We start from the raw sequence: 24,616 nt of genomic DNA, 5'->3' as shown, positions 1-24,616 counted from the left end.
ATCCCGGACCTTATCGATCGGGTCCTGGATCCCTGGCAAGAATGGGCTCGCAGCGCCGGAAGAGCAAGCGGTGGTTGCTGCCTTTACCGCGCTGCGCCGCACCGGTTACAATCCGGTCCCGCATATCGCCGCGCGCGAAATGCTCGGCGACTTTCTGACGCGGTTGCGCAGCGAGGCTGACGTCAGCCGTATCCTGCTGATCGCCGGTCTCGCTGGCCCGGCAACGCCGGCAACGCTGATGAAATTCGCGCTCCGCTGCGGCCTCGGCAATTCGATGCGCGCGGTGCGCAGCCAGATTGGCCGTTTCGGCCGGCTGAGGGACCAGCCTTACTGCCCTGACGGCGTGCGCAGGCCGTGCCAGGCGTCGCGCACCTGATGATAGTGCACTTCAGGCAGGTAGTCCGGCGTATTGAGCCCAAGCGTCTTGACGTCGAGCCTGCCGATCGCGCTGAGCAGCGTGTAGGAGGCGATCACGCGATCGCGCTGCGCGCCGATCAGCCGGGCCTTCGCCGAGATCAGATCCTGCTGCGAGTTCAGCACGTCGACGGTGGTGCGCTGGCCGCCTTGCGCTTCCTTCTGCACCCCCTGCAGTGCGACGGTCGCGGCGCGCACTTCGGACTCCGATGCCGTCACCGCGATCTTGGCGCCTTCATTGGCGACCCACGCGCCGACCGCCGCGGTGCGCGCCTGATTGCGGACCTGATCGAGCACCAGCCGGCTTTGCGCTGCCAGTTCCTTGGCCTGTCGGGTCTGCGATGCCCCCGCGCCGCCATCGTAGATCGGCGCGTTCATCTGGCCGAGGATGGAGGCTTGATCGGTCCCGAATGTGCCCAGCGTCGGGTCTGCCTGGCTGCTGCGGCTGGCACTGCCCTGCAGGGTGATGGTGGGCAGCAGGCTGCTCTCGGCGACGCGGATGGTGGTCGAGGCGACATCGACGTCGAAACCGGCGGCAAGCACGGCGGGATGGCCCTTGAAGGCGAGGCCGGTGGCGTCGTCGCGGCTGCGCGGCAGATAGCGGTCCACGGTTTCGGCGGGGCGCAATTCCGCCGGCGGATTTCCGATCACCTGGGTGTAGGTCGCCTGGCTGATGGCGAGGCTGACCTCGGCGGCGTTGAGATCCGCAAGGCCCCGGTTGAGCCGTGCTTCGGCCTGCGCGGTGTCGGTCGGCGTCACGTCGCCGGCGTTGAGGCGTTTCTGGGTGATGCTGAGGGTTTCCCGCAGGAAGGCGACGTTGGAGCGCTGCGCTGCGACCAGCGACTGATTGGCCAGCACGTTGGTGTAGGCGGTGACGGCGTCGAGCAGCACGCCCTGGCCGACATTGCGCAGCGCTTCGCGGCCGGACTGCACCTGCAGTTCCGCCACCCGGACGCTGTTGGCGGTCTTGAATCCGTTGAACAGCGTCTGGGTCACCGTCACCCCGATGGTCCAGGGTTTCAGGGTCGCCGATTGAACCGTATTGTCCGGCAGCAGGTTGCGCACCGCCTGCAGGCCGCCGCTGAGGCTGGCGACGATTTGCGGCCGGTAACCCGCCAGCGCCTGCGGCACGTTCTCGTCGGTAGCCCGCTGCCGCGCCCGTTCGGCATTGAGCTGCGGATTGGACTGATAGGCCTTGGCCAGGGCCTCCGGGAGGGCTTCGCCCCGAGCCGCGGTAGCGGCAAAACACAGCGCCACGCCAAGACAAATGCCCGATCGAAGCACGCGCCTTCCCACGTGGCCAACTCTAGCGGCACGCCCAACCATGTGATCCCGCTACAACCCCCGGCCGTCCGCCCCCGCCGACGCCTTCGACACCCTTACCTGTTTAGAGCGCGCGGACGCCACAGGCAAACTGCCGCGCGGGAAAACGGTGGACTTTCAACTCATTCCGGAGAGGTGTTGCGGTTCGAGCCCGGATGCCCGCACCGGAAGCGGCTGGAGGACTGGTATGCAAACCGTGAGCAGATGCCGGGCGATCACCTCGTCCAATGTCTCCGGATACAGCGTCGCCTGATATCGCGACTGGCCTTCCGCGTGTGCCATCTCGCCCCCGAATCAATCTCTGCCTCGCAAAATCCAGCACCAAAGGGTGGTTCTTGCACGGCCCGGTTCGCGGGGACGACAAGCGGGAAACTGCGCGGTTACCTGTTCTTGTTCACCGGCTTGCGCTTCTCGATGAACGCCGCCATGCCTTCGGAGCGGTCCTCCAGCGCGAAGGTCGCGTGAAACAGATTGCGCTCGACGTTCATGCCTTCCGACAGCGGCGTCTCGAAGGCGCGGTTGATGGCTTCCTTGGCCATGGCCGCCGCCGGACGCGACATCGCGGCGATCTTTTCCGCCGCCGCCAGCGCTTCCGCCATCAATTTGTCTGCGGGCACGACGCGGCTGACCAGGCCCGAGCGTTCCGCCTCGGCGGCATCCATCATCCGGCCGGTGAGGCAGAGGTCCATCGCCTTGGATTTGCCGACCGCGCGCGTCAGCCGCTGCGTTCCGCCGATGCCGGGAATGGTGCCGAGCGTGATCTCCGGCTGACCGAATTTGGCGGTGTCCGCGGCGATGATGATGTCGCACATCATGGCCAGTTCGCAGCCGCCGCCCAGCGCATAGCCGCTGACGGCGGCAATCGTCGGCTTGCGGCAATTGGCGACGCGGTCGCCGCCGACGGCGGCGAAATCGCTGGAAAACATGTCGATGAAGGTCTTCGGCTGCATTTCCTTGATATCGGCGCCCGCCGCGAAGGCCTTTTCGCTGCCGGTCAGCACGATGCATCCGATTCCGTCGTCGGCCTCGAGATCGTCGACCGCGGCGGCGATCTCCCTGAACACGTCGAAAGACAGCGCATTGAGCATCTTCGGACGGTTCAGCGTGATGATGCCGACCGCGCCTTTGCTTTCGACGATGATGTGTTCGAACGTGCTCATGGTTACCCCGTGCCTGATTTCGCGGGCAATGTGCCCGCTGGCGGGGGGCGCTTCAAGTGGGGTGATGTCCGTGTCCCGGACGCGACGCAGCGCCAAGGCGCCGCGTCACGCCATGAACATGCGCGCGGCGGAGGCCATCGTCAGCAGCGCGCCGAAGCCGATGAAGATTTTCCCGATCAGTGAGGTCCGGTCCCAGGTGGAGTCTTCCTTGCTGCTGGCCAGGGTGGGCGGCTCGGCCGAGGCCAGCGCCAGGGTTGGTGCGGGCGGCCTGCTCTCCTGCAATGCGCGGTCGAGGTCGTTGAGCTGATCGGCGGAGACCACCTGGCTGTCGGCCGGCTTGTCCGCGGCAGCCTGCAGGATCGTGGTGGCCTTTGCGGACATCGCCCTGGCGCTGTCGGCCGGCGCTTCGGTGGATGCCAGTTGGGCGTTGGCGTTGGCAACCGAAGGCGGGATCTTGGCCGAGCTATCGACGCTGTTGTCGGCGTCGTCGGTCGCCTTCTTGCCCGCCGAGGATTTCAGTGCGGCCCTGCTGGATTTCCGCTGCGCGTATTTCTTCCAGGAGCGCGCGCTGCGTTTGGCCTGCTTGCTGTTCGCAGCAGTCGCCGCCTTGGCGCTTTCGGATCTTGAACTCGCGGTCGCCTTGTCAGCGTCCGGCGCCGCCTGCGACGGCCCCGCGAAACACACGAACAGCCCAGTAACGAGGATCAACGCCGAGCGCCCGCTGGCTTTGATGATCATCTGGCAATCTCCCCATATGCCCGCCCCCAACGAGCGAAATGAGACCCTGAGGCGTGTCCGCAGCGGGGCAAAAAAAGGGAATCTTCGGGCTGGACCGGGCGAAAGCAGGGCAACGGGGAGGCTGTGCCGGGTGCGCAGCACGCCGGCATGGATATGCGAAACGTCATGCCATCGGTGCGGCGGGTGCGAGCGGAAACGATCGGTGTTATGAGCCTGCGAGGTGCGGAATTCGTGGTCGCGATTCCCGGAATGCGGGGGGCGGACTCCGGCCGCCGCCGAAGCCTTGATCACGATTTCGTGATTTCGGCTTTCCGGCGTAACAAATTGAAAGTTCGACCGAATTGCAATGCAGGAGCGCGCGTGCGCGAACGTGAGGACGAATGGACCGGCCTGATGCGGTCGGCCATTGCAGGCGATAGTGCGGCGTATCATCGCCTGCTGAAGGCCGTCACGCCGGTGCTCCGGGCCGCGGCGCGTCGCGGTCTGTCGCGGGCAGGTCAACCGGTCGATCAATCCGAGGACATCGTGCAGGACATTCTGTTGGCGGTGCATTTGAAGCGGCATACTTGGGACGCCGACGCCCCGTTCGCGCCATGGCTGTTTGCGATCGCCCGCAACAAGCTGATCGATGCGCTGCGCCGCCGCGGCCGGCGGGTTTTCGTCAACATCGACGATTTCGCCGAGTTGCTTCCCGGCGAGCCGGCTGCGGAGACCGCTCCGGCGAGCGAGGTCGCGGCCCAGCTCCAGTCGCTGCCGGCGCGTCAGCGCGACGTGCTGCAGTCGATTGCGGTCGAAAGCGCCTCGATCAAGGACACGGCGAAGAAATTCGCGATGAGCGAGGGCGCGGTGCGTGTGGCGCTGCATCGCGGGCTTGCCAGCCTCACCGCCAAACTACGGGGACAATGAGAATGGAGACCGAACAGCTCATTCGTATCCTCGCCGCCGACAACGCGCACCGCGCGCGTCCGGTCGGGTGGGTGCTGGCCTTGGCGCTGCTGTCGGCGGCGCCGGTTTCGGTGGCGATGTTCGTCGCCGAGCTCGGCGTCAGGCCGGATGTCATGACCGCGATGCGCAATCCGTTCTTCGACCTGAAGTTTGCGGTGACGCTGGCGCTGGCGATCTCGGCCATCGCCATCAGCCTGCATCTGTCGCGGCCGGAAGCCTCGCTGCAGGGCTGGGGATGGCTGCTGCTGATTCCGGCCGGGCTTCTCGTCGCCGGGATCGCAAGCGAGATGATGATGCCGCAGCGGCTGCCTGTCATGACGCGGCTGGTCGGCCGCAATTCGATGGTCTGTCTGACGGCCATTCCGCTGCTGTCGCTGCCGTTGCTGGCGGCGGCGCTGATCGGCTTGCGTCACGGCGCGCCGGCACGGCCCGCGGTCGCCGGCGCGATCGCAGGCCTGTTGTCGGCGGGTCTGGCGGCGACGCTCTACGCCGCGCACTGCATCGACGATTCACCGCTGTTCGTGGCGACTTGGTACACGATCGCCACCGCCATGGTCACCGCGATCGGCGCGCTGGCGGGATCGCGGGTGCTGCGGTTCTAGCAGCCCCGGCGTCCGCCGGGACGACGCCGAATGTCTATGCCGCCGGCGACGCATTTTGCTGCATGCGGTGGAAGCGCAGCACCTGCTGCGCGGTCGAAGGCCGCAACCGCTCATAGGTGGCCTTGCAGGTCTGAAGGTCGGCTGGTTCCGTCCCCGAGAGGTCGCCGCGCATGTTGATGATCGCCTTCACCGTCGACCACGACAACCCCCCGACCTTGGCGAGGATCATCACGCCCTCGGCGCGGGTTTCCAGCATCATGTCTTCCGCGATCGCAACCGGCACGTTGGCGAGTGCCGCGAGTGCCGCGTTGGTTTCGTCGAATTTGCCGGCCTCGGCAAACGTTGCCACCTGGAACTCGTCGAGCCGGCCGTCCGCGTAGAGCGACTTGATCAGTGCGTGAGTGATCTCGGTTTGCTTGGTGATCGCCACGGGCGCCGAACGTGCGCGCCGCGTCGCTTCCCGCACCGCGGTCGGCACTTCCCCCGCCTGCCGCGGGTGGGCGGCTTCGAGGCGCTCGCGCACCGTCGCTGACGCCTTGGCGATCAGCTTCAGGTAGAGATGCCGCGGAATCGTCGGGCGCATGCCGAGGCAGGTCGCGAGGCTGTCGTCGCCCTCGGCGCGATGCACCAGCCGGGTGAAGCCCCGCTCGGAGAATTCAGCGCCGGGATTGTTGACGGTGCTGTGGATCACCTCGTCATTGCCGCGCAGTACCAGCACGTCGGTTACCGCGCCGCTCAGCACCCGTCGTATCGAAATCGCCAGCAAGTGCGCCTGGCTCTTGTTGCGCGCGGTCTCGATCAGCGTTTCGTCGTCGAGGCGCTCCGATCTCGACAGTACCGGAGCCGCGACTTCGATGATGTCGTCGAACGCCAGCGCGCGAATGGTGCCGGTCGGGGCGGTGTCGATCGGCGCGAGGCGATTGGCCAGCAGCGCCCTGGCGGAGGTCTCGATGTGCTCCATCAGGCACTGGAAGACGTCGTCGAACAGTCCGATCTGTTCGTCCGAATAATCCACCGCGCCGTTGATGAAGAGATCGGTTACCTTTCGCAGCGTCTCGACCCGGCGCGCGACGGTCCCATGTGCGAGCGTGGTCTGCAGTTCGTCGAGCAGACTTTCGGTATTGGCGGCGGACTTCGAACCCATGACTCTATCCTGGAGCGTATATGTAATATGGCGACGGTTTCTCCGTCCCCGGGAGGGTATTTGAGATCAGGCGCTGGCGATGCGATTGCGTCCCTGTGCCTTGGCTGCGTAAAGCGCGCTGTCGGCGCGCGCGAGAATGGCGTCGGGCGTCTCATTCGGCTTCAGCGTCGCGACGCCGGCGGAGATCGTCACCCGCATGCCGGGCGAGAACGCGCTCCAGTCGAGATCGGCGATGATCGCGCGCAGCCGGTCGAGGATGCGAGCGGCACTGTCATCGGGCGTATCGGGAAGCACCAGCAGGAATTCCTCGCCGCCATAACGGCCGAACTTGTCAATGGCGCGGAGGTTCGCGAACACGGTGATGGCGAATGTCCTGAGCACTTCGTCGCCGGTGGGGTGGCCATAGGCATCGTTGATGCGCTTGAACCAGTCGAGATCAATCAGGGCGACCGAGCAGGGCGCCTTGCTGCGATGGGCGCGGGCGACCTCGTCATCCAGCACCCGCATGATGCAACGGCGGTTGAACGAGCCGGTCAGCTCGTCGAGCTCGGCGAGTTCCTCGATGCGCTTGTTGGCTGCCTTGAGCTCGACACCGCGCTTGTAGAGCATCATTCGCATCGAGCTGCCGTAGAGGCCCACAAACGCACACTGTCCGATCGTGAGGACGAAGGCGAGCATCGCGGCCAGGCGTTCCATGGGAGTTGAGACCGGCATTCCGATCGGAACGTCGGTAAACAGAAAAATCGGAGCCACGCCCAGCGCCGTAAGGGTCCAGGCAATGGCTGCCTGCCACGAGGTCATCCGCAGCGCGCCAAATCCGAAGATGAGGAAAAGTACGCTCAGAAACGCATATCCGATCTCGGGGGCTACCATCAGGAAACCGAGCTGCAGCGCGACGTTGCAGGCGATCTGGGAGATCGTGAGATAGTGATCCTCAAACCTGTCGTTGAAGTGGGCTTCCGACAGCACGGCAAAAACACCCGTCAGGGTCAGGCCGGACAGGAAATAGCTGGATGGAATGATGATCGGGACCGTACCCGCGTAGGAATAGATCAGCAGGACGAGCCCGCCGAGCGAATAACTCACGGCCTGCGCCACGAACATCTGACGGCGCTGGCCGGCACGGCGTCTCAGCGCGTCCGGTGTCAGCCTGCCGGCGAGCGCAGGCGTCCCGTCAGTCCTCTGGCCTTGAAGCGATGAAGCTGCGCTGCTCATGTCCCGCCGCATGAAATGGAGTAGGCGAAATCTTAGGGAGCAAGCCTTTAGGTTTGGTATCTTTCGGGACGGAACCCGGAGTCCCGATGGGCAGCTATTGTCCTTGTTTTGCAATGGAAATTGGCTGGATCCGGGTAGGTTATGCCAGTCGCTCGAATCGACTGGGAACCGGCTGGCGCAGGCGCGGTGCGCTGATGCTGCTTTGCCGGCAAAGCCTTGCTAAGGTCACCAGTGGATGGTCGCCCGGACGAAGAGAGATTTTCGGTATTATGATACCATTTGCCTGGTTTCGTTCGCCTCGCTGCGTGCGATCGTTGCGCGGCTGTGGTCTTCTGTGGGGTATGTCACAGTTGAAGCCGCGGACTTGCGACAATTTGAAGAATCTTGCCTTTCCCATCGAACCACCCGCCAACCCAATCCGACCAACCTTGCGAGACGGCCATTGAGTGCGACACAGGCGGCTTCGGACGATGTCCTGATCGCTCGGATCGCTCAAGGCGACCGGCTCGCCATGCAGGTGCTGTACGGAAGGCACCATGTCAGGGTGTTCCGTTTCGGGCTCCGGCTCGTTCGGGATGAACAGGTTGCGGAGGACCTCATCAGCGAGGTGTTCCTCGATGTGTGGCGTCAGGCCGGCAAGTTCGAAGGTCGATCCGCCGTTTCCACCTGGCTGCTGGCAATTACGCGATTCAAGGCCCTGTCTGCGCTGCGGCGCAGGAAGGACGGTGAACTGGATGACGAGGCCGCCAACGCGATCGAGGATACGTCCGACGATCCCGAAGTGGCGGTGCAGAAGAAGGATACCAGTGAAGCGTTGCGCAAGTGCCTCACCGCACTTTCGTCGGAGCATCGGGAGATCGTCGATCTCGTCTACTACCACGAGAAATCCGTGGAAGAGGTCGCTGAAATCGTCGGGATACCCGAGAACACCGTGAAGACGCGCTTGTTTTATGCGCGCAAGAAACTGGCCGATTTGCTGAAGGCAGCCGGCATAGAACGGGGTTGGCCATGATGGCATTGAGCAGGCAAATGCTGGATCAAGAGCCCAGCGAGATCGAGATGCTGTTGCCATGGCATGCGGCCGGCACCCTGAACGTGCGCGATTCCCGCCGCGTCGACGAAGCGCTCGCGCGCGACCCCGCGCTCGCCCGGCAATATGCCGCGATCCGGGAAGAATACGCTGAAACCATTTCCCTCAACGAGAGCCTCGGCGCGCCGTCCGCGCGTGCCATGCAGAAGCTGTTCGCCGCGATCGACGGCGAGCCGGCGCGCACCCCCTCGGTGTCGCTCAATATTTCGGCGCGGATCGCGGAATTCTTCGCGAGCCTGTCGCCGCGGACACTGGCCTGGTCGACAAGCCTGGGCGCGCTGGCGCTGCTGCTGCAGGCCGGCGTGATCGGCGCCGTGCTGGTGAAGAACCAGACCTCCTCGTTCCAGACGGCGTCGTTGAGCACCAACACGCCTGTCACCCGCGATCTGGCGGCGCCGGCGCCGCCGCCGCGTGCGCTGGTGCGGTTTGTGCCCGACGCGCGTATCGCCGACATCACCGCGCTGCTCGACAGCTATCAGGCCTCGATCGTCGACGGCGCCAAGGGCGGCCTGTTCCGGCTGCAATTCGGCAACAGTGCGATGGGCAAGGATGAGGCTGCTGCGCTGTTGAGCCGGTTGCAGCGCGAGAAGATTGTCAGTCTCGCGGTGGCTGCGCCATAGGCGGCAGTATCCGCGATACTGCGTAAACCCGAGGCCTCATGCTCCACGATCATGCGAATTGGCTGATGAAGGCGTGGCGGGCGGCGCTGGCAGTGAGCGCGATCGCCTTGTCGTGTGCGTACCCTGATATCCCGGCGGTCCAGGCGCAAAGCGTCATGCGCACGCCCAACCTCAACATTCAGCCGAGGATACCGACCATCAATCCGACGGTGACGCCACGGATCGATCCTAACGTCGCGGGCAGGACGGTGACGGGAGTTGACAGAGGGCGACCCGACGTCACGATGAGGGCGACGCCGCGCATCGGGGTGACATCGACGCTTCCCAATGCGCGCTATTCGCCGAATCTTTCGTCGGCCTGCAGCTACGCCTATCGCGCCAGCAGCGGCGAATGTCAGGGCAAGCCGGTCTCGTCGGCAGATGGCGGCGGCGCCGGCAAATCCACCAAGAACGGCAAGAACGGCGGCGCGAGCCGCAATACACCGCTGGCAGCGCTCAACCCGAGCACGATCCCGGGCGAATTCGTGGCCGAGATCGACGGCTCGCTGTCCGACGTGCAGGCCGATGCGCTGGCGCGGCGGTATGGCCTGGTGCACGTCGAATCGCAGAATTTTCCGCTGATAGGCGCGATCATCGGCCTGTTCCGCATCACCGACCGCCGCCCGGTGGAGACGGTACGCCGCGCTTTCGCGGGCGCCGCCGGCGTTCGCTCGGTGCAGCTGAATTTCCGCTTTCTGCTGCAGGACCGCAAGACGGTATTGACTGAGGGCGATCCGGCGCAATATGCGCTGGCAAAACTTCGATTGCCGCAGGCCCATGCGCTGGCCAGCGGCGCCAATGTCACCATCGCCGTGATCGATTCCGGAATCGACGAAAGACACCCGGAACTCCTGAACGCCGTTGCGGACAATTTCGACGCGCTCGGCAGCAAGGAAGGCCCGCATGTCCACGGCACCGGTATCGCCGGCGCGATCGTGTCGCATGCGCGGTTGATGGGAAGCGCTCCGCAAGCGAGGATATTGGGCATCCGCGCCTTCGGCGTGGCGCAGAACGGCGCCGAAAGCACGACCTTCGTGATCCTGAAGGCGCTCAACTACGCCGCCCTGCACGGGGCGCAGATCATCAATATGAGCTTCGCCGGTCCGAAGGATCCGTTGATCGAGCGCGGTATCAACGCCACGGCTGCGAGGGACATCGTGATGGTCGCGGCCTCCGGCAACGCCGGGCCGAAATCGCCGCCGCTGTTTCCGGCAGCCAACAGCAATGTGATTGCGGTCAGCGCCACCGACGCCCATGACAAGCTATTCGCCGCATCGAACCGCGGCAGCCACATCGCGGTCGCCGCGCCCGGCGTCGATATCTTCCTGCCGGCGCCGGACGAAAAATACCAGATGAGTTCCGGCACCTCGTTTTCCGCTGCCTATGTCAGCGGCCTCGTGGCCCTGATGCTGGAGCGCAATCCTGCGTTGAAGCCCGGCGAAGTGCGCGCCATCCTGATCAAGACTGCACGGGATCTGGGCAGTCCCGGCCGCGACGATCAATTCGGCGCCGGCGAAGCCGATGCCTTTGCCGCGGTCTCGGCTGCCAGCGCCCCGGCGGTTCCGGTCGCATCGGCTTCGCCCCCGCCTGCGACCGAGAAAGTTCCGGACCGGCAGGAAATTCCCGCGACGCGGGCGCTGGACCAGCCGGCAGCCGCCATGGCGTCGGATAAATAGGCCGCCGGCGAGCCCAATCGCCCTGCCGCACAATAGATTTTCCGTCCCAGAACCAGGCAAGAAAGTTAAAAAAATCGCGCGACGGTTTGAACGTCCGGCGACCCTGCTGCGACCTATATATGTGGGAGCGGTTATCCCTCCCCATCGAGGCTGTATTCGGCGCGAGCGCCCATCCACCCCAAGCGCCCATATGGCTTGACCCGTCCGGTTGTCCCCCCGGACGGGTCTTTCGTTTCTGGCGCCGTTTTTTGCGGGCACTATCCGGAAAACTTTCAGCCCGGTGAAATCGGAGGATAGAGGCGGGCGCTCCCCAGGGCACCGGAAACCCGCAGCCTGGCTATGCCCCGATGTGTCTTGACCGTGGAAAGAGCGGAAAACCCCGCATCAGTACGGTTTTCTGCCGCTGCCTGCGGTTGAATAACGTCTCTCGCTAGACTTCGTTAAGGTTTTCCACAAAATATCTCTGTCACGTTTGACTGATTCGTTTCGTTGCGTCCGCGTCCGTTTTTCTCCTTGCGGGCTGGCTCATGACACATCGAATGGACGTGGCAGATGGCCGCGACGTCGTCGCGCGCTGGTGCAATCTCGCCGAACGGCGGCTGGAATACCTGACCGAGCTGTTCGAGACCGGCCGTTGGCGCCGCTATCACAGCGAACTCGCATTCCTCGAAAATATCCAGGAGGCCAAGACAGCGGTCGAAACCTGGCGCAGCCTGTCGACGCGCGAGGCGTCATTCGACAATTCCGCCATCGACATGTCATGGCTCGGCCGCAGCAAGGCGCCGCCGCCGCGCCGCGAGATGGTGCGTGATCAGGCCGCTTCGCCGCAGCCGCTGAAAATCCTGGACGAGCCGCTGCTGTCCGCTGTTCCGACTCTCGTGGAAAGCGATCTGGTTTGTGCTGAAGACGCGCCATTGGTGGCAGCGATGCAGAGTGCTCCGGAGCCGACGCTGGATAGTGCCGCGATCGAGCAGCGCTATCCGCTGCTCCGCAACGCGCTGTAGGGCGCCGTACGGGTAAGCCCACTATTCCGTCTTGGTCGTCTCCTGCAGATCGGGGCGCGCTGCAACCGCAGCGCCGCTGCCAAATATGCTGGAGAGCTTGCGTGTGCGCCCGGTATCGATGCTGACATAGGCGGTCATGCCGGCGCGCAACGGCGGCTCGCCCGGCCGCTCTATCAGCCGCAGCCGCACCGGCAGGCGCTGCACTACCTTCACCCAGTTGCCCGAGGCATTCTGCGCCGGCAGGATCGCGAACTCGGCGCCGGTCGCCGGACTGATGCTTTCCACTTCGGCATCCCAGGTGATGTCGGGGTGCATGTCGAGGATGACCTTTGCCTTCTGTCCGACGGCCACGTGGGTCAGGTCTGTTTCCTTGAAGTTGGCTTCGAGCCAGGGCCGGCGGTCGGTGACGAGCGCGAATAGCGGCGTCTGCGCCTTGACCTGCTCGCCGAGCTGAAGCCTGAAATTGACGACCACGCCGGCGCGCGGAGCCTTGATCTCCGTATAGGCGAGATCCAGGGCCGCGCGATCGCGCAGCGCCTGCTTTTCGCGGACCGCCGCATATTGGTCGGTCGGCCTGTCCGGCTTTCCGCCGAGTGCGGCTTCCACACGTGCGATGCGCTGCTGCAGCACCGCGAGGCGGTCCTGCCCCTCCTGTTCCTCGCTGTTGGCCTGCTCGACCCTGGCCGTCGAAGTGACGCCGCGGCCGGACAGATCGCGATGACGTTTGGCCTGGGTTTGAAGATACAACAATTTGTTCTCGGCCTCGGTGGCCTCGGCCCGAATCTCGCGCAGGCTCACCTTGAGTTGCTCGACGGCGGCGCGCGCGGAATCGATCTCGGCTTCGGCCTTCGCCAGGGCAAGCTGGTAGGCCGCGGGATCGAGACGCAACAGCACGTCACCTGCTGCGACGACCGCATGGTCCCGAACGCGCACGTCGACAATCCGGCCGGGCACTTCGCTGGCGACCTGGGTGATGTCCGCCTTGACGTAGGCGTTCTCGGTCGAAGCGTATCGGCCACCCTGCAGCCAGACAATCAGGGCGCCGAGAAGGACGAGTACCGGCACGCCCACCAGTGCCCAGGGTCGCAGGCGCTTCATCATGGCGCGGCCTTCCCATTGTGACCGCGCCCGGCACGCAGCACGGGTTTTCGGCCGGCAACCCTAGCGCTCCCTGGCTGGGCGTCATCCACCGCAGTAACCAGGGTCTTCTTGACGCGCTGCAGCAACGTCATCAGTTGCTTGCTCTCCCGCATGGAAAGACTGACGAGGGCGTCCTCGACCGTTGCCTCGGCGACGCGCCAGATCCGCTTGTGCACCCGCTCGGCTTCCGGCGTGAGGAAGACCCGCTTGACGCGCCGGTCGTCACGCTGGATCCGGCGCGCAACCCAGCCATTGGCCACCAGCCGGTCGATCATGCGGCCCGCCGTCGCCTTCTCCACCTCCATCATCTCGGCAAGCTCCGAAAGCGATGCACCCGGATGGCGGTGCAGCCGGGTCAGCACCAGCCATTGCCCACGGGTGATCCCGAGCCGGCGCACGCGGCGATCGAACTCCGTCCGCAAAAGGCGGGCGACGTCCGAGATCACGACACCAATGTATTCGTCGGTGTTCGGCATGCGGCAATTGTAGCCGCCGGCGAATTAGTAAGCTAGGCTATTTAATTGGTAAGCTAGGTTATTATCTTTCGATCGCAGGGACATGACCTCGAGCTCCGCAAGCATCGATACCGAGGGACCGGCCAGGACCATGTCCGCGGCGCAGCGTTATCTGACGCTGGCTACCGTGGTGTTGGGGTCCTCGCTCTACGGCACGGCGCTGCTGACGACATCGACCATCCTGCCGCAGATGCAGGGCGCGATGTCGGCCACCCAGGACGAGATCGCCTGGGCGATGACGTTCAACATTCTCGCGACCGCGGTGGTGACGCCGATGACCGGCTGGCTGGTGTCCCGCTTCGGCACCAAGCGCGTCGTGGTGTACTCGATTGCCTGTTTCACGGTCGCAACGATGCTGTGCGGGATGGCGCAATCGCTCGAAATGCTGGTGTTGTGGCGGATCCTTCAGGGCGGCGCGGGCGCGCCGGTGGTGCCGCTGTCGCAGTCGATCCTGTTCGACACCTTCCCGCGCCACCAGCATACGATGGTGATGTCGATCTTCGGGATGGCGGTCGCGGTCGCGCCGGTTTTCGGTCCGATTTTCGGCGGCTATCTCGCCGAGATCCATAGCTGGCGCTGGTCGTTCTACATGCTGGTGCCGATCGGCATCTGCGCCACGATCGGCATGAGCTTGACCCTGCCGTCCACCACGCGGCTGGTGAAGGTTCGCTTCGACTGGACCGGCTTCCTCGCGCTTGCTACCGCGCTTGCCGCCGTGCAGCTCGTGCTCGCGCGCGGCGTGCGGCTGGACTGGTTCAATTCGACGGAAATCGTGATCGAGTGCCTGGTCGCGGCTATCGCATTCTACGTATTCATCGTGCACAGCCTCGGCGCCCGCGCGCCGTTCCTGAACCTGAAGCTGCTGACCGACCGCAACTATTCGATCGGACTCGCGCTGGTGACGATCTACGGCATGTTGAACTTCACGCCGATGGTGTTGTTGCCGCCGCTGCTGCAGCAGCATGTCGGATTTTCCGATGCGCTGGTCGGGCAGGTGATCGGATCCCGCGGCATGGGAATGCTGGTGGGCTTCCTTGCCGCGGGCTTCATGAGCCGGATCGATCCGCGCATCAGCATGGCCTTTGGCTTCGGTCTGCAAACCGTGGCCGGCCTGTGGATGCTGACGTTCGATCTCAATGTGACGATGGAGATCCTGGTCATCAACAGCGCCATTCAGGGCTTGGCCGTCGGCGTCGTCTGGGTGCCGATTACGGTGGTGGCGTTCGACACCCTGGAGGCGAAGGACTACGCCGAAGCGTCCTCGATCTTCCACCTGCTGCGCAACATTGGCTCGAGCTTCTTCATCTCGCTGTCGATCGCCGAGATCGTGCGCACGACCGGCGCCAATTACAGCCGCATGACCGAGATGATCACGCCCTATAACCGGGCGCTCACCACGCCGGGCCTGACGGGGGCATGGAACTTCGACACCGTGCCGGGCCTCGCCAGGGTCGCGAAGGAGATCGCCCGCCAGTCGGCGATGATCGGCTATCTCAATGCGTTCACGATGTACACGGTGACGTCGGCGCTCGCGGTCGTTTTCGTCCTGATGGTCCGGCGCCGGAGGACCGTCGTGTCTTGAGGTGTCACGCGCTTTGGGGGGGCGACGAAGGCTCTACCTCCGCACCGCGTTCGTTCCCACCACCACCTGGGCAAAGCGTTGCGCGCCCTCGGCGGACAGATCCGGCGTGATCGGCCGGGCGTGATCGAGCCCGACCACGGCGCCGCGCGGCGTTTCCGAGATCATGTTGCTGTTGACCAGCGCGGTGCCGGCGCCCGGCGCCACCGATACGCCGACGCCGGCGAAGGCTTTGCGGATCACATTGCCCGATATCACGACGTCGCGCAGATATTTGCCCCAGCCGGCGATGATCCCGAACGAGGGTGCGTTCTCGATCACGTTGCCGGTGACCGAAGTATCGGCCTCGACATAGATGCCGATGCCGGCATCGTCGTCCGGTGCAGTGCCGATCGGGCGCTTCGGCAGCAGGTTGCGAATGATATTGCCCTGGACTACCGCGATGCGGCCGCCCTCGTTGAAATTGCACACCGAAACACCTAAAGCCGCGCCGTCCACGGTGTTGTTGGCGATCACGGCGCCCTCGAAGGCGAATTCGGAATACAGCGCCACCTCGCGGACGTCAGCGACGCTATTGCCCATGATCTGGATGTTGGACGCCGAATTGCCGCGCACGGCCGAATAATCGCAATTGCGGATGCGGTTGCCGCGTACGATGACGTTGCCGGCACGAAACGCGTTGATGGCGTTGCCGTATTGCCCGGAGCCGCCGGGGCCGGCCTTGATGTCCTCGATGCGGTTGTCGGCCACCAGCGTACCGTCGTCGCCGATGGCGGTGCGCAGGATTTCGATGCCGTTGTCGTTGGTGCCTAGGATGGTGTTGCGAGAAACCAGCAGGCCCAGCGCGTCGAACGACACGATCGCCGTGGTCGCCGACCTCGTGATGATGTTGCCGCTGATATCGCCGGAGACCTGTTCGAACCAGATGCCGTTGCCGCCGCTGGCTGATATCTCGCAATCGACGATGCGGATGTCGCGGCCGCCAAGGCAATGCACCAGCCCCCGCCTTTTCGGCAGCGGAATGCCGCCGCCATCGAGCGTGATGTTGGTGAGGCCGATGTTGCCGGCGCCTTCGCCCTGCAGCATCGACGCGCCGCCGGTGAACACCAGTTTGGTCGCGCCGCGTACACCGACGAGCTGCGTTCCGCTTTGCAGGCGGAGCATTCCGGTGCGATAGACGCCCGGCGGCAGCGCCAGCGGGACCTGCGCCCGTGCCGCCTCGTCGATCGCGCGCTGCAGAGCCTTGGTCTGGTCGTCGGGATTGCCAGGCCGGACGCCATATTGGGTGACGTCGCGCCCAAGCGCCGACGTCGGCGGCGCCGCCCGCGCAGCGTCAGACGACATTGCCAGCGCCCCCGCCGCACCGGCGGCGGCTGTTCCGATGAGATGGCGGCGATTGACGTCCATGATCGCGTCTCCGGCAGACGTAATTGCCATGCGTCCGCGAGGTTTGGAGTAACGCAAAAATACGGCGGAGCGTGGTGAAGGCGAGGTCGGAAGAAGGCGATTGTTGGGGGTAGGGTTAATCTTAACCTCACGCTGGGAGCGGAACGAGGGGATCATGCGTTCTCCCGCGCGGCCCTTCGCGCCAGCCTCACCATCTCCAGCAGCATGGCTTCGCCGGCGTCGACCAGTTCCTCCAGGGTGACGCGCCGCGCCGGGCCCTTGCGTTGCTGCGTGCCATCGCGCGCCAGCGGCGGCACATGCACGAAGGCGGCGAGGCGGAGACCGTTGTCGCTGCAGGTCGCCTCGATCGCGCGCCAGCTCAGATAGTTGCAGAGGTAGCTGCCGGCATCGCGCGAAGCGCGCGCATCGACGCCGGTGCCGAGCGCCGTGCACAACAGTCTTGCGGTGTGCGGACCAAACATCATGGCATCGGCGCCGCCGGCGATCGATCCCTTGCGCACCCTGGTATGATCGGCGTCGGGCCACAGCGTGGTGACCGCGTTGCGGGCGCGGGTCTCGACCCGGACGTAAGGCGTGCGGGAGGCGAGGCCGAAACTCAGCAGCGCCTGCGGCCTCTTCGCCGCCAGCAATTCCGGCAGCTCGCGGTCGACCGCCTTGTAGGTGACGGGGAAGATGTGGCCGGACAGTTCGACATCGCCCAGCGCCGGCCGGCGCAGGCGCAGCAGCCGCGCCACCAGCGGCTGAGTCGGATTGTACGGTGCGCCGGGAAACGGGCCGAAGCCGGTGATGAGAATGCGGAGTTTGTCGCTCATGTCACGCCAGCATGTCCGCGATCTGCTCCGCCGCCAGCGCCGGCGCGATGCGGCCGTCGGCCACCTCGGCTTCGATCTTCCTCACCTTGCTGCGGATCGCCGGATCGGCGCGCAGCCGTGCCATCATCCGCTGTTCCAGCATCGACCACATCCACTTCACCTGCTGCTCCCGCCGTCGTTCGGCGAATTCGCCCGAGGCGTTCATCGCGGTGCGGTGCTCGAGGATCTTCCGCCACAGGGTGTCGATGCCCGCCCCGGTCAGCGCCGAATAGGTCTCGACTGGCGGCTGCCAGTGTTCCGAGCGCGGGGTGAGGATATGCAGCGCGCCTCGATACTCTGCCGCGGCAAGATTGGCGCGCTTGATGTTGTCGCCGTCGGCCTTGTTGATGGCAATCATGTCGGCGAGCTCGACCAGACCCTTCTTGATGCCCTGCAGCTCGTCGCCGGCGCCCGGCAGCATCAGCGCCAGGAAGAAGTCGGTCATGTCGCAGACCACGGTCTCGGACTGGCCGATCCCGACGGTTTCCACCAGCACCACGTCGAAGCCCGCGGCCTCGCACAACAGCATCGCTTCGCGGGTCTTGGCCGCGACGCCGCCAAGCGTGCCGGCGGCAGGTGAGGGCCGGATATAGGCGCGATCGGAGGCCGACAGCCGCGCCATCCGGGTCTTGTCGCCGAGGATCGAGCCGCCGGTGCGCGCGGAGGAGGGGTCGACCGCGAGCACCGCGACCTTGTGGCCGCGTTCGATCAGGAACATGCCGAGCGCGTCGATGGTGGTGGATTTGCCGACCCCGGGCGAGCCGGTGATGCCGACCCGGATAGCCTTGCCGGTGTCGGGCAGCAGCGCCTGCACCAGATCACGGGCCGCTGCCTGATGATCGCCGCGCCGGCTTTCGACCAGCGTGATCGCGCGCGCCAGCGCCGCGCGGTGTCCCGAGCGCAGGTCTTTCGCCAATGCTTTGATGTCGAGGGAGGCACGTTTCGGCAGGGTCATGCCTTCGTTTACAACGGCCGGGCGTGACATGCGAGAGGGCGCGGGGGCTCGCTCAGCGGGCTGGCGTGGCGGGGGCGGGTGATTCGCGTTTCAACCGCCGCCACAGCCAGACCAGCACCGGCCAGATCATCGCGCCGATCGCCATCGAGGCGAGGATCGCGGAGATCGGCCGCTCGAAGAACGGCAGGATGCTGCCGTCGGATTTGATCAGCGAGGTGACGAAGGCCTGCTCCACCATGGTGCCCATCACGATCCCGAGCACCATCGCGGCCACCGGATAGCCGTTCGCCTCCATGACGTAGCCGATCACCCCGAAGGTCGCGACCGTCACCACCCCGAACATGTTGTTGCCGATGGCGAACGAGCCGACCGCGCAGCACAGCATGATGACCGGCATCACGCTGCAGCGCGGCGCGCGCAGCACGTAGCTCGCCAGCCGGATCATGACGATGCCGAGCGGGATCATCATGATGTTGGCGATGATGAACATCAGGTAGATCGCGTACATGCTCGACGCTTTCTCGGTGAACAGCGTCGGGCCTGGATTGAGCCCCTTCATGTAGAGCACGCCGATCGCGATCGCCGCGATGGTGTCGCCGGGAATGCCGAACAACAGCGACGGCACCCAGCCCGAGGCGATGCTGGCATTGTTGCTGGCGCCGGCCTCGACCAGGCCCTCGACATGGCCGGTGCCGAACTTCTCCGGCTCCTTCGAGAAGCGCTTGGACATCGCGTAGCTCACCCAAGCCGCCATGTCGGCGCCCGCGCCCGGCAGCACCCCGATGATGATGCCGATGATGTTCCCCCGCGTCATCTGCCACTGATACTTCTTGGTGAGCCTCCACTGGCCCGCCATGATGCTTCCGAACTTGCGTCGGGGGATCGGCGGCGGCTCCGGTGTGAGCATCGCACGCATCACTTGCGCCACGGCAAAGACGCCGACCAGCGCCGGGATCGGCTCGATGCCGCCGAACAGGTCGGTGAAGCCAAACGTGAATCGCGGCACGCCGCCCGGGTTTTCGATGCCGACGCAGGAAACCAGGAGGCCGATGAACATGCCGGCGATGGCCTTCACGGGGGAGGAGCGCGCCACCAGCGTCGCGCACATCAGGCCGAGCAGCGCCAGCCAGAAATATTCGAAGGTCGAGAACGACAGCGCGATTTCGGCGAGCGGCGGCGCGAGGATCATCAGCGAGAGCGTGCCCGCGATGCCGCCGACGGCGGAGAACCATACGCCGGCGCCGAGCGCGAGTTCGGCCTCGCCCTTGCGGGTCATGGCGTAGGCTTCGTCGGCATAGGCTGCGGAGGCGGGCGTGCCGGGGATGCGCAGCAGCGCGCCGGGAATGTCGCCGGAAAAGATCGCCATCGAGGACGCCGCCACGATGGTGGCGATCGCGGCGATCGGCGAGAGATAGAAGGTGACCGGGACCAGCAGGGCGGTCGCCATGGTGGCGGACAGGCCGGGCAGCGATCCGATCACGAGCCCGTAGACCGACGCCGCCATCATCGCGATGATGACTTCCCAGGTCGTAATCAGGCCGAACGCTTCAATCAGGGTGTTGAGCATGGATCACCACGGCATCGGCAGCAGCCCGATCGGGAGCGGCACACGCAAGAGCTTGCTGAAAATCAGATGGATGCCGATCGGCGCCAGCACGGCGAGCGGCAGCGAAAGCTTCCACCGGGCGCCGAGCGCGGTTGCCGTGCCATAGACGATCAGCGCGGCCGTGATGATGAAGCCGAGCCGGTCGGCCGCCGCGACGTAGAACAGCAGCAGCGCCGGCGGCAGCAGGGTGCGCAGTCCGTAGAGCTTGCCGGGTGGCGCCTTGGCCTCGCCACCCTCGATCGGAATGATCTCCTCTTCCTCTTCGAAGCTGTGGCCGATGCCGAACGCGATCGCGAGCCCGCAGAGTGCAAGCCCGCTCCCGATCACCAGCGGGAACACGTTGGGGCCGACCGGCTGGCCGGGCACCGGCGGCAGCAGCCAGCCGCCATAGGCGGCGGCTGCGCCGAGGCCAACGAGGAACAATCCCGTGACGCGATCGGGAAGACGCATGAACGATCCCCACGGATTTCCGAGGAAGTGAGCCGGCGGGACGGATCAGGCCTTGGAGAGACCGGCGGCCTTCATCGCCAGGCCCATCTGGGCGTCGCCCTTGTCCATGAAGGCTGCGAATTGGGCCGCGTCACCCCACACCGTTCCGAAGCCGCGATTGCTCATGAAGTCCTTGAACTCCTTGGAGTCGTAGACCTTCTTCAGCGACGCCGTGAGCTTGGCCGCGACATCTGCGGGCAGGCCCTTCGGACCCGCAATGCCGCGCCACGCGCCGGTCGAATAGTCGATGCCCATCGCCTCCTTCAGCGTCGGCACATTGGGGAATGCGGGGTTGCGCGCCGGCGCCATGATGGCAAGGCTGCGCGCCTTGCCGGCCTCGATGATCGCGCGCGCTTCCGGCACCGAGCAGGTGGTCAGGTCGAGACCGCCCGCCGCGAGATCCTGCATCGCGGGCGCAGCGCCGTTCGACGGCACCCAGGCAACCTGATTGGCCGGAAGCCCCATGGCCTGCATCCAGCCGACCAGTGCGAGATGCCAGATGCCGCCCTGGCCGGTGCCAGAGGCTTTGAACTTGCCGACAGGTGCTGCCTTGATGGCGTCGGCGAGCTCCTTGACGGTCTTGTAGGGCGATGTCGAGCCGACCTGGATGCCGGGCGGGTCTTCGTTCATCAGCGCCAGCGGCGTGTAGCTCTTCGGCACCAATTCGGTGAGTCCCTGCCAGTGCATCATCGAGATTTCCACCGTCAGCATGCCGATGGTGTAACCGTCGGGCTGTGCGGTGGCGATCGCCGAATGGCCGACCACGCCGGAGCCGCCGGTGCGGTTGACCACGTTGAACGGCTGTCCGAGGTCTTTTTCCAACAGCGCCGCTACGATACGCGCGGTCGCGTCGGTGCCGCCGCCCGCGCCCCATGGCACGATCACGGTCACCGGGCGAGCCGGATAGGCTTGCGCCAGAGCTGGCTTGAAACCGAAGGCTGCTGTTGCCGCGGCAGCGGCGGCTGAAGCGGCAAAGGCGCGGCGCGTGATTTTGGGCATGTGTTTCTCCCCGCGGCGCCGGTGAATCCCGGCGCTCTTATGATGCGCGCATTCTAGGCAGCTTTGCGCTGCGGTCGCAAGACGTCCGCCGGGAATGCCTGTCAGCGCTGGCCGTCATCGTCGCCCTTGGGCCGCGCACCGCCGAAAATCGCGGTGCCCTCCGCCGACAAATAGGGCTTCAGGGCTTCCCACGGTACGAAGGCGACATATTCGCCTTCGGCATAGGGGCCGACCGCATAGGGCGGATAATGAAAGGTCAGGCCGGAACTCTTGCCGGATACGGTCGACGGCGCCAGCGTCACCGCGCCGATCTTGAGCAGTTTCGGCGCAAGGTCCTTGTACCATTCGGCGGTGGCGGTATCGGCGGCGTCGCGCTTCCTCTTTTCAGCGTTCAAAGAAGCGATCACGTCCTTGAGCATCGCCTTCATGGTCGGGCCGTTATCGGCGGTCTCGGTGAAGAACGGCCGGATGCTGATGCGCTTCTGCGCGGTGGAGTCCCACAGGATGGTGTTGACGTCCGAATTGGGATGCGCGCCGCGGGTATCCATGTAGTCGAACCTGACGATGCTGACATAGTGCCCGCCGACTACGGAGCGCACGGAATATTTGCGCTCAAAAGTCCAGCCGCCGTCACGAAACAGTTGCGGCTCCTGCTTGCGCGAGGCGGCAGCCTCTGCGGCGTTCTTCTCGATCCACTTCCTGCCCTCGGCCAGACAATCCGCCGCCAGCGCGGGATCGGCCTTGATCTGGTCGTCGAGCAGGACGCTGGCCTCGACCGCTTTGGTCTTGATCGAGGCGTCGGGTTTGGGTTCGGCGGCGTGAGCTGCAGCGAGCGAAGCCAGGCATGCGACCGCGAGGCATATCCTGCGGGCAAGCGTGAATGCAGCAGCGCGCAAGGGAAATCCTCTGAAGAAATATGGCTCGACGGCGGAAGTTACTCCGCCGCCTCGCTATGCCCGAGCCGTGCGTTGAGCTTGTGGATCAGCTCTTCGGCGGCATCCGCGATCACGGTGCCGGGCGGGAAGATCGCCTCCGCGCCGGCCTTGTACAGCGCATCGTAATCCTGCGGCGGCACCACACCGCCGACGATGATCATGATGTCCTCGCGGCCCTGTTTCTTCAGCGCGGCCTTCAGTTCCGGTACCGCGGTGAGGTGGGCGGCCGCCAGCGACGACACGCCGAGAATGTGCACGTCGTTCTCGACCGCCTGCCGCGCCGCCTCTTCGGCGGTGGCGAACAAGGGGCCGATATCGACGTCGAAGCCGACGTCGGCGAACGCCGATGCAATCACCTTCTGGCCGCGGTCGTGGCCGTCCTGGCCGATCTTGGCGACCAGGATGCGCGGCCGGCGGCCTTCCGCATCCTCGAACGCATCGATCAGCGCCTGCACTTTTTCGACCCGGTTGGACATGGTGGACGCCTCTCGCTTGTAGACGCCGGTGATGGATTTGATTTCGGCGCGGTGCCGCCCGAACACCTTCTCCATCGCATCGGAAATCTCGCCGACGGTGGCTTTTGCGCGCGCGGCATCGATGGCCAGCGCCAACAGATTGCCGTTGCCTTCACCGGCGCTGCGGGTCAGCGCCGCCAGCGCCTCGTCGACCTCTTTCTGGTTGCGCTCGGATCGCAGCCGCGCCAGCTTGTCGATCTGCAGGCGCCGCACGGTGGAGTTCTCCACCTTCAGCACGTCGATCGCCGCCTCTTCGACCGGCTTGTACTTGTTGACGCCGATCACCGCCTGCTTGCCGGCGTCGATCCGCGCCTGCGTCTTGGCGGAGGCTTCCTCGATCCGCAGCTTTGGAACGCCGGCCTCGATCGCCTTCGCCATGCCGCCGAGCGCCTCGACCTCCTGGATGTGGCCCCAGGCCTTCGCCGCGAGATCGCGGGTCAGCCGTTCGACATAATAGGAGCCGCCCCAGGGGTCGATGATGCGGTTGGTGCCGCTTTCCTGCTGCAGGAACAATTGCGTGTTGCGAGCGATCCGCGCGGAGAAATCGGTCGGCAGCGCCAGCGCCTCGTCGAGCGCGTTGGTATGCAGCGACTGGGTATGGCCTTGCGTCGCCGCCATCGCCTCGATGGTGGTGCGCATCACGTTGTTGTAGACGTCCTGCGCGGTCAGCGACCAGCCCGAAGTCTGGCAATGCGTGCGCAGCGACAGCGAGCGCGGGTCCTTCGGATTGAACTGCGTCAGCAGCTTGGCCCACAGCAGCCTCGCTGCGCGCATCTTCGCCACTTCCATGAAGAAGTTCATGCCGATCGCCCAGAAGAACGACAGCCTTGGTGCGAAGCGGTCGACGTCGAGGCCGGCGGCAAGCCCGGCGCGGAGATATTCGACGCCGTCGGCCAGCGTATAGGCGAGTTCGAGGTCCTGCGTCGCGCCGGCTTCCTGCATGTGATAGCCGGAGATGGAGATGGAGTTGTATTTCGGCATCTTCTGCGAGGTGTAGGCAAAGATGTCGGAGATGATCCGCATCGAGGGCGCCGGCGGATAGATATAGGTGTTGCGCACCATGAACTCTTTCAGAATGTCATTCTGAATGGTTCCCGAGAGTTTCTCTGGCGGCACGCCCTGTTCCTCGGCGGCCGCCACGAACAGCGCCAGGATCGGCAGCACCGCGCCGTTCATGGTCATCGACACGCTCATCTGGTCGAGCGGGATCCCTGAGAACAGCGTGCGCATGTCGTAGATCGAATCGATCGCGACGCCGGCCATGCCGACATCGCCGGACACCCGCGGGTGATCGGAGTCGTAGCCGCGGTGGGTGGCGAGATCGAAGGCGACCGAGAGGCCCTTTTGCCCGGCGGCGAGGTTGCGGCGATAGAACGCGTTGGAATCTTCCGCCGTGGAGAAGCCGGCATATTGCCTGATGGTCCATGGCTGGTTGACATACATCGTGGGGTAGGGACCGCGCAGATAGGGCGCGATGCCGGGCCAGGTCTCGAGGAAGTCGATGCCTTCCAGGTCGGCCTCGCCATAGCCCGGCTTGACCAGGATGCCCTCGGGCGTCAGCCACGGCTCGGCGCCGCCGGCGGGCTGGGCGGGGGCGGTTTTCTCAAAGGCGATATTCGCAAAGTTCGGTATGCGGCTCATCGGCTTCCATTATA

23 protein-coding genes are annotated in these 24,616 nt (G+C 65.2%); 8 read left to right on the top strand and 15 right to left on the bottom strand.

Annotated features, from left to right (window positions below; translation table 11 throughout):
* Positions 1 to 70 precede the first annotated feature (70 nt).
* Positions 71 to 376, top strand: coding sequence for a hypothetical protein (locus tag KMZ29_RS18580; RefSeq protein ID WP_215620582.1), 306 nt, complete (start codon positions 71 to 73; stop codon positions 374 to 376).
* Here the strand turns inward: KMZ29_RS18580 and KMZ29_RS18575 are convergent.
* The 3 genes from KMZ29_RS18575 to KMZ29_RS18565 all read right to left on the bottom strand — a co-directional run bounded on the left by KMZ29_RS18575 (position 328) and on the right by KMZ29_RS18565 (position 3,635).
* The gene (locus KMZ29_RS18575) at positions 328 to 1,740 is read right to left on the bottom strand and encodes a TolC family outer membrane protein (RefSeq protein WP_215620581.1); all 1,413 of its coding nucleotides are present in this window, start codon (positions 1,738 to 1,740) and stop codon (positions 328 to 330) included. The genes KMZ29_RS18580 and KMZ29_RS18575 overlap by 49 nt on opposite strands.
* A gap of 377 nt (positions 1,741 to 2,117) precedes the next feature.
* The gene (locus tag KMZ29_RS18570) at positions 2,118 to 2,897 is read right to left on the bottom strand and encodes an enoyl-CoA hydratase (RefSeq protein ID WP_215620580.1); all 780 of its coding nucleotides are present in this window, start codon (positions 2,895 to 2,897) and stop codon (positions 2,118 to 2,120) included.
* Between the two features lie 105 nt (positions 2,898 to 3,002).
* Positions 3,003 to 3,635: a hypothetical protein gene (locus tag KMZ29_RS18565; protein ID WP_369810032.1), complete on the bottom strand. Its 633-nt coding sequence runs from the start codon at positions 3,633 to 3,635 to the stop codon at positions 3,003 to 3,005.
* A 360-nt stretch (positions 3,636 to 3,995) separates the two neighbouring features.
* Between KMZ29_RS18565 and KMZ29_RS18560 the strand changes: the two genes are divergently transcribed.
* The gene (locus tag KMZ29_RS18560; RefSeq protein WP_215620579.1) at positions 3,996 to 4,541 is read left to right on the top strand and encodes a sigma-70 family RNA polymerase sigma factor; all 546 of its coding nucleotides are present in this window, start codon (positions 3,996 to 3,998) and stop codon (positions 4,539 to 4,541) included.
* A gap of 2 nt (positions 4,542 to 4,543) precedes the next feature.
* Entirely contained in the window at positions 4,544 to 5,182 is a 639-nt protein-coding gene (locus KMZ29_RS18555) for an NrsF family protein (protein ID WP_215620578.1), read from the top strand.
* 34 nt (positions 5,183 to 5,216) lie between these two features.
* Here the strand turns inward: KMZ29_RS18555 and KMZ29_RS18550 are convergent, their stop codons facing one another.
* Complete coding sequence (locus KMZ29_RS18550; protein ID WP_215620577.1) at positions 5,217 to 6,326, bottom strand: DUF2336 domain-containing protein; 1,110 nt, start codon at positions 6,324 to 6,326, stop codon at positions 5,217 to 5,219.
* Between the two features lie 66 nt (positions 6,327 to 6,392).
* Complete coding sequence (locus tag KMZ29_RS18545; protein ID WP_215620576.1) at positions 6,393 to 7,541, bottom strand: GGDEF domain-containing protein; 1,149 nt, start codon at positions 7,539 to 7,541, stop codon at positions 6,393 to 6,395.
* 442 nt (positions 7,542 to 7,983) lie between these two features.
* Here KMZ29_RS18545 and KMZ29_RS18540 point away from each other — a divergent pair, with 442 nt between their 5' ends.
* The 4 genes from KMZ29_RS18540 (at position 7,984) to KMZ29_RS18525 (ending at position 11,970) form a co-directional block, all read left to right on the top strand.
* Positions 7,984 to 8,553: a sigma-70 family RNA polymerase sigma factor gene (locus KMZ29_RS18540; RefSeq protein ID WP_215606762.1), complete on the top strand. Its 570-nt coding sequence runs from the start codon at positions 7,984 to 7,986 to the stop codon at positions 8,551 to 8,553.
* Entirely contained in the window at positions 8,550 to 9,251 is a 702-nt protein-coding gene (locus KMZ29_RS18535) for a hypothetical protein (RefSeq protein WP_215620575.1), read from the top strand. The genes KMZ29_RS18540 and KMZ29_RS18535 overlap by 4 nt, the downstream gene beginning before the upstream one ends.
* 38 nt (positions 9,252 to 9,289) lie before the next feature.
* Positions 9,290 to 10,966 (top strand): S8 family serine peptidase, encoded by a 1,677-nt coding sequence (locus tag KMZ29_RS18530; protein WP_369810031.1) that lies wholly within the window; start codon positions 9,290 to 9,292, stop codon positions 10,964 to 10,966.
* 539 nt (positions 10,967 to 11,505) lie between these two features.
* Positions 11,506 to 11,970 (top strand): TIGR03809 family protein, encoded by a 465-nt coding sequence (locus tag KMZ29_RS18525; RefSeq protein ID WP_249779730.1) that lies wholly within the window; start codon positions 11,506 to 11,508, stop codon positions 11,968 to 11,970.
* Positions 11,971 to 11,991: 21 nt separating this feature from the next.
* On the opposite strand, the gene KMZ29_RS18520 is transcribed toward KMZ29_RS18525, so the two are convergent.
* On the bottom strand, positions 11,992 to 13,071 hold the full coding sequence (locus tag KMZ29_RS18520) for an HlyD family secretion protein (RefSeq protein WP_215620573.1): 1,080 nt from the start codon (positions 13,069 to 13,071) through the stop codon (positions 11,992 to 11,994).
* Positions 13,068 to 13,586, bottom strand: coding sequence for a MarR family winged helix-turn-helix transcriptional regulator (locus KMZ29_RS18515; protein WP_215620572.1), 519 nt, complete (start codon positions 13,584 to 13,586; stop codon positions 13,068 to 13,070). Before KMZ29_RS18515 ends, KMZ29_RS18520 begins: the two co-directional genes overlap by 4 nt.
* Positions 13,587 to 13,668: 82 nt before the next feature.
* Here KMZ29_RS18515 and KMZ29_RS18510 point away from each other — a divergent pair, with 82 nt between their 5' ends.
* Positions 13,669 to 15,207, top strand: a complete 1,539-nt coding sequence (locus KMZ29_RS18510; RefSeq protein ID WP_215620571.1) for a DHA2 family efflux MFS transporter permease subunit — start codon at positions 13,669 to 13,671, stop codon at positions 15,205 to 15,207.
* Between the two features lie 33 nt (positions 15,208 to 15,240).
* Here the strand turns inward: KMZ29_RS18510 and KMZ29_RS18505 are convergent, their stop codons facing one another.
* The 8 genes from KMZ29_RS18505 to scpA form a co-directional block, all read right to left on the bottom strand.
* Positions 15,241 to 16,611: a TIGR03808 family TAT-translocated repetitive protein gene (locus KMZ29_RS18505; RefSeq protein ID WP_215620570.1), complete on the bottom strand. Its 1,371-nt coding sequence runs from the start codon at positions 16,609 to 16,611 to the stop codon at positions 15,241 to 15,243.
* A 152-nt stretch (positions 16,612 to 16,763) separates the two neighbouring features.
* Positions 16,764 to 17,423 (bottom strand): pyroglutamyl-peptidase I, encoded by a 660-nt coding sequence (locus KMZ29_RS18500; protein ID WP_215620569.1) that lies wholly within the window; start codon positions 17,421 to 17,423, stop codon positions 16,764 to 16,766.
* Position 17,424: 1 nt separating this feature from the next.
* Positions 17,425 to 18,417, bottom strand: coding sequence for a methylmalonyl Co-A mutase-associated GTPase MeaB (gene meaB / locus KMZ29_RS18495; protein WP_215620568.1), 993 nt, complete (start codon positions 18,415 to 18,417; stop codon positions 17,425 to 17,427).
* 52 nt (positions 18,418 to 18,469) lie between these two features.
* Positions 18,470 to 19,984 (bottom strand): tripartite tricarboxylate transporter permease, encoded by a 1,515-nt coding sequence (locus KMZ29_RS18490; protein WP_215620567.1) that lies wholly within the window; start codon positions 19,982 to 19,984, stop codon positions 18,470 to 18,472.
* A 3-nt stretch (positions 19,985 to 19,987) separates the two neighbouring features.
* Positions 19,988 to 20,473, bottom strand: a complete 486-nt coding sequence (locus KMZ29_RS18485) for a tripartite tricarboxylate transporter TctB family protein (RefSeq protein ID WP_215620566.1) — start codon at positions 20,471 to 20,473, stop codon at positions 19,988 to 19,990.
* 45 nt (positions 20,474 to 20,518) lie between these two features.
* Complete coding sequence (locus KMZ29_RS18480; RefSeq protein ID WP_215620565.1) at positions 20,519 to 21,511, bottom strand: tripartite tricarboxylate transporter substrate binding protein; 993 nt, start codon at positions 21,509 to 21,511, stop codon at positions 20,519 to 20,521.
* A 101-nt stretch (positions 21,512 to 21,612) separates the two neighbouring features.
* On the bottom strand, positions 21,613 to 22,374 hold the full coding sequence (locus KMZ29_RS18475) for an RsiV family protein (RefSeq protein WP_215624328.1): 762 nt from the start codon (positions 22,372 to 22,374) through the stop codon (positions 21,613 to 21,615).
* Positions 22,375 to 22,445: 71 nt separating this feature from the next.
* Positions 22,446 to 24,602, bottom strand: a complete 2,157-nt coding sequence (gene scpA, locus KMZ29_RS18470) for a methylmalonyl-CoA mutase (protein ID WP_215620564.1) — start codon at positions 24,600 to 24,602, stop codon at positions 22,446 to 22,448.
* Positions 24,603 to 24,616: the final 14 nt, after the last annotated feature.

This window comes from Bradyrhizobium sediminis, assembly GCF_018736085.1.
GTDB lineage: Bacteria > Pseudomonadota > Alphaproteobacteria > Rhizobiales > Xanthobacteraceae > Bradyrhizobium > Bradyrhizobium sediminis.
This window is presented reverse-complemented; position numbering and strand designations above follow the sequence as displayed.

Coding starts and splice junctions, on each gene's coding strand:
- KMZ29_RS18575 (WP_215620581.1), bottom strand. CDS start 1,740: ATGGTTGGGCGTGCCGCTAGAGTTGGCCACGTGGGAAGGCGCGTGCTT.
- KMZ29_RS18570 (WP_215620580.1), bottom strand. CDS start 2,897: ATGAGCACGTTCGAACACATCATCGTCGAAAGCAAAGGCGCGGTCGGC.
- KMZ29_RS18565 (WP_369810032.1), bottom strand. CDS start 3,635: ATGATCATCAAAGCCAGCGGGCGCTCGGCGTTGATCCTCGTTACTGGG.
- KMZ29_RS18555 (WP_215620578.1), top strand. CDS start 4,544: ATGGAGACCGAACAGCTCATTCGTATCCTCGCCGCCGACAACGCGCAC.
- KMZ29_RS18550 (WP_215620577.1), bottom strand. CDS start 6,326: ATGGGTTCGAAGTCCGCCGCCAATACCGAAAGTCTGCTCGACGAACTG.
- KMZ29_RS18545 (WP_215620576.1), bottom strand. CDS start 7,541: ATGAGCAGCGCAGCTTCATCGCTTCAAGGCCAGAGGACTGACGGGACG.
- KMZ29_RS18535 (WP_215620575.1), top strand. CDS start 8,550: ATGATGGCATTGAGCAGGCAAATGCTGGATCAAGAGCCCAGCGAGATC.
- KMZ29_RS18530 (WP_369810031.1), top strand. CDS start 9,290: ATGCTCCACGATCATGCGAATTGGCTGATGAAGGCGTGGCGGGCGGCG.
- KMZ29_RS18525 (WP_249779730.1), top strand. CDS start 11,506: ATGGACGTGGCAGATGGCCGCGACGTCGTCGCGCGCTGGTGCAATCTC.
- KMZ29_RS18520 (WP_215620573.1), bottom strand. CDS start 13,071: ATGATGAAGCGCCTGCGACCCTGGGCACTGGTGGGCGTGCCGGTACTC.
- KMZ29_RS18515 (WP_215620572.1), bottom strand. CDS start 13,586: ATGCCGAACACCGACGAATACATTGGTGTCGTGATCTCGGACGTCGCC.
- KMZ29_RS18510 (WP_215620571.1), top strand. CDS start 13,669: ATGACCTCGAGCTCCGCAAGCATCGATACCGAGGGACCGGCCAGGACC.
- KMZ29_RS18505 (WP_215620570.1), bottom strand. CDS start 16,611: ATGGACGTCAATCGCCGCCATCTCATCGGAACAGCCGCCGCCGGTGCG.
- KMZ29_RS18500 (WP_215620569.1), bottom strand. CDS start 17,423: ATGAGCGACAAACTCCGCATTCTCATCACCGGCTTCGGCCCGTTTCCC.
- meaB (WP_215620568.1), bottom strand. CDS start 18,417: ATGACCCTGCCGAAACGTGCCTCCCTCGACATCAAAGCATTGGCGAAA.
- KMZ29_RS18490 (WP_215620567.1), bottom strand. CDS start 19,984: ATGCTCAACACCCTGATTGAAGCGTTCGGCCTGATTACGACCTGGGAA.
- KMZ29_RS18485 (WP_215620566.1), bottom strand. CDS start 20,473: ATGCGTCTTCCCGATCGCGTCACGGGATTGTTCCTCGTTGGCCTCGGC.
- KMZ29_RS18480 (WP_215620565.1), bottom strand. CDS start 21,511: ATGCCCAAAATCACGCGCCGCGCCTTTGCCGCTTCAGCCGCCGCTGCC.
- scpA (WP_215620564.1), bottom strand. CDS start 24,602: ATGAGCCGCATACCGAACTTTGCGAATATCGCCTTTGAGAAAACCGCC.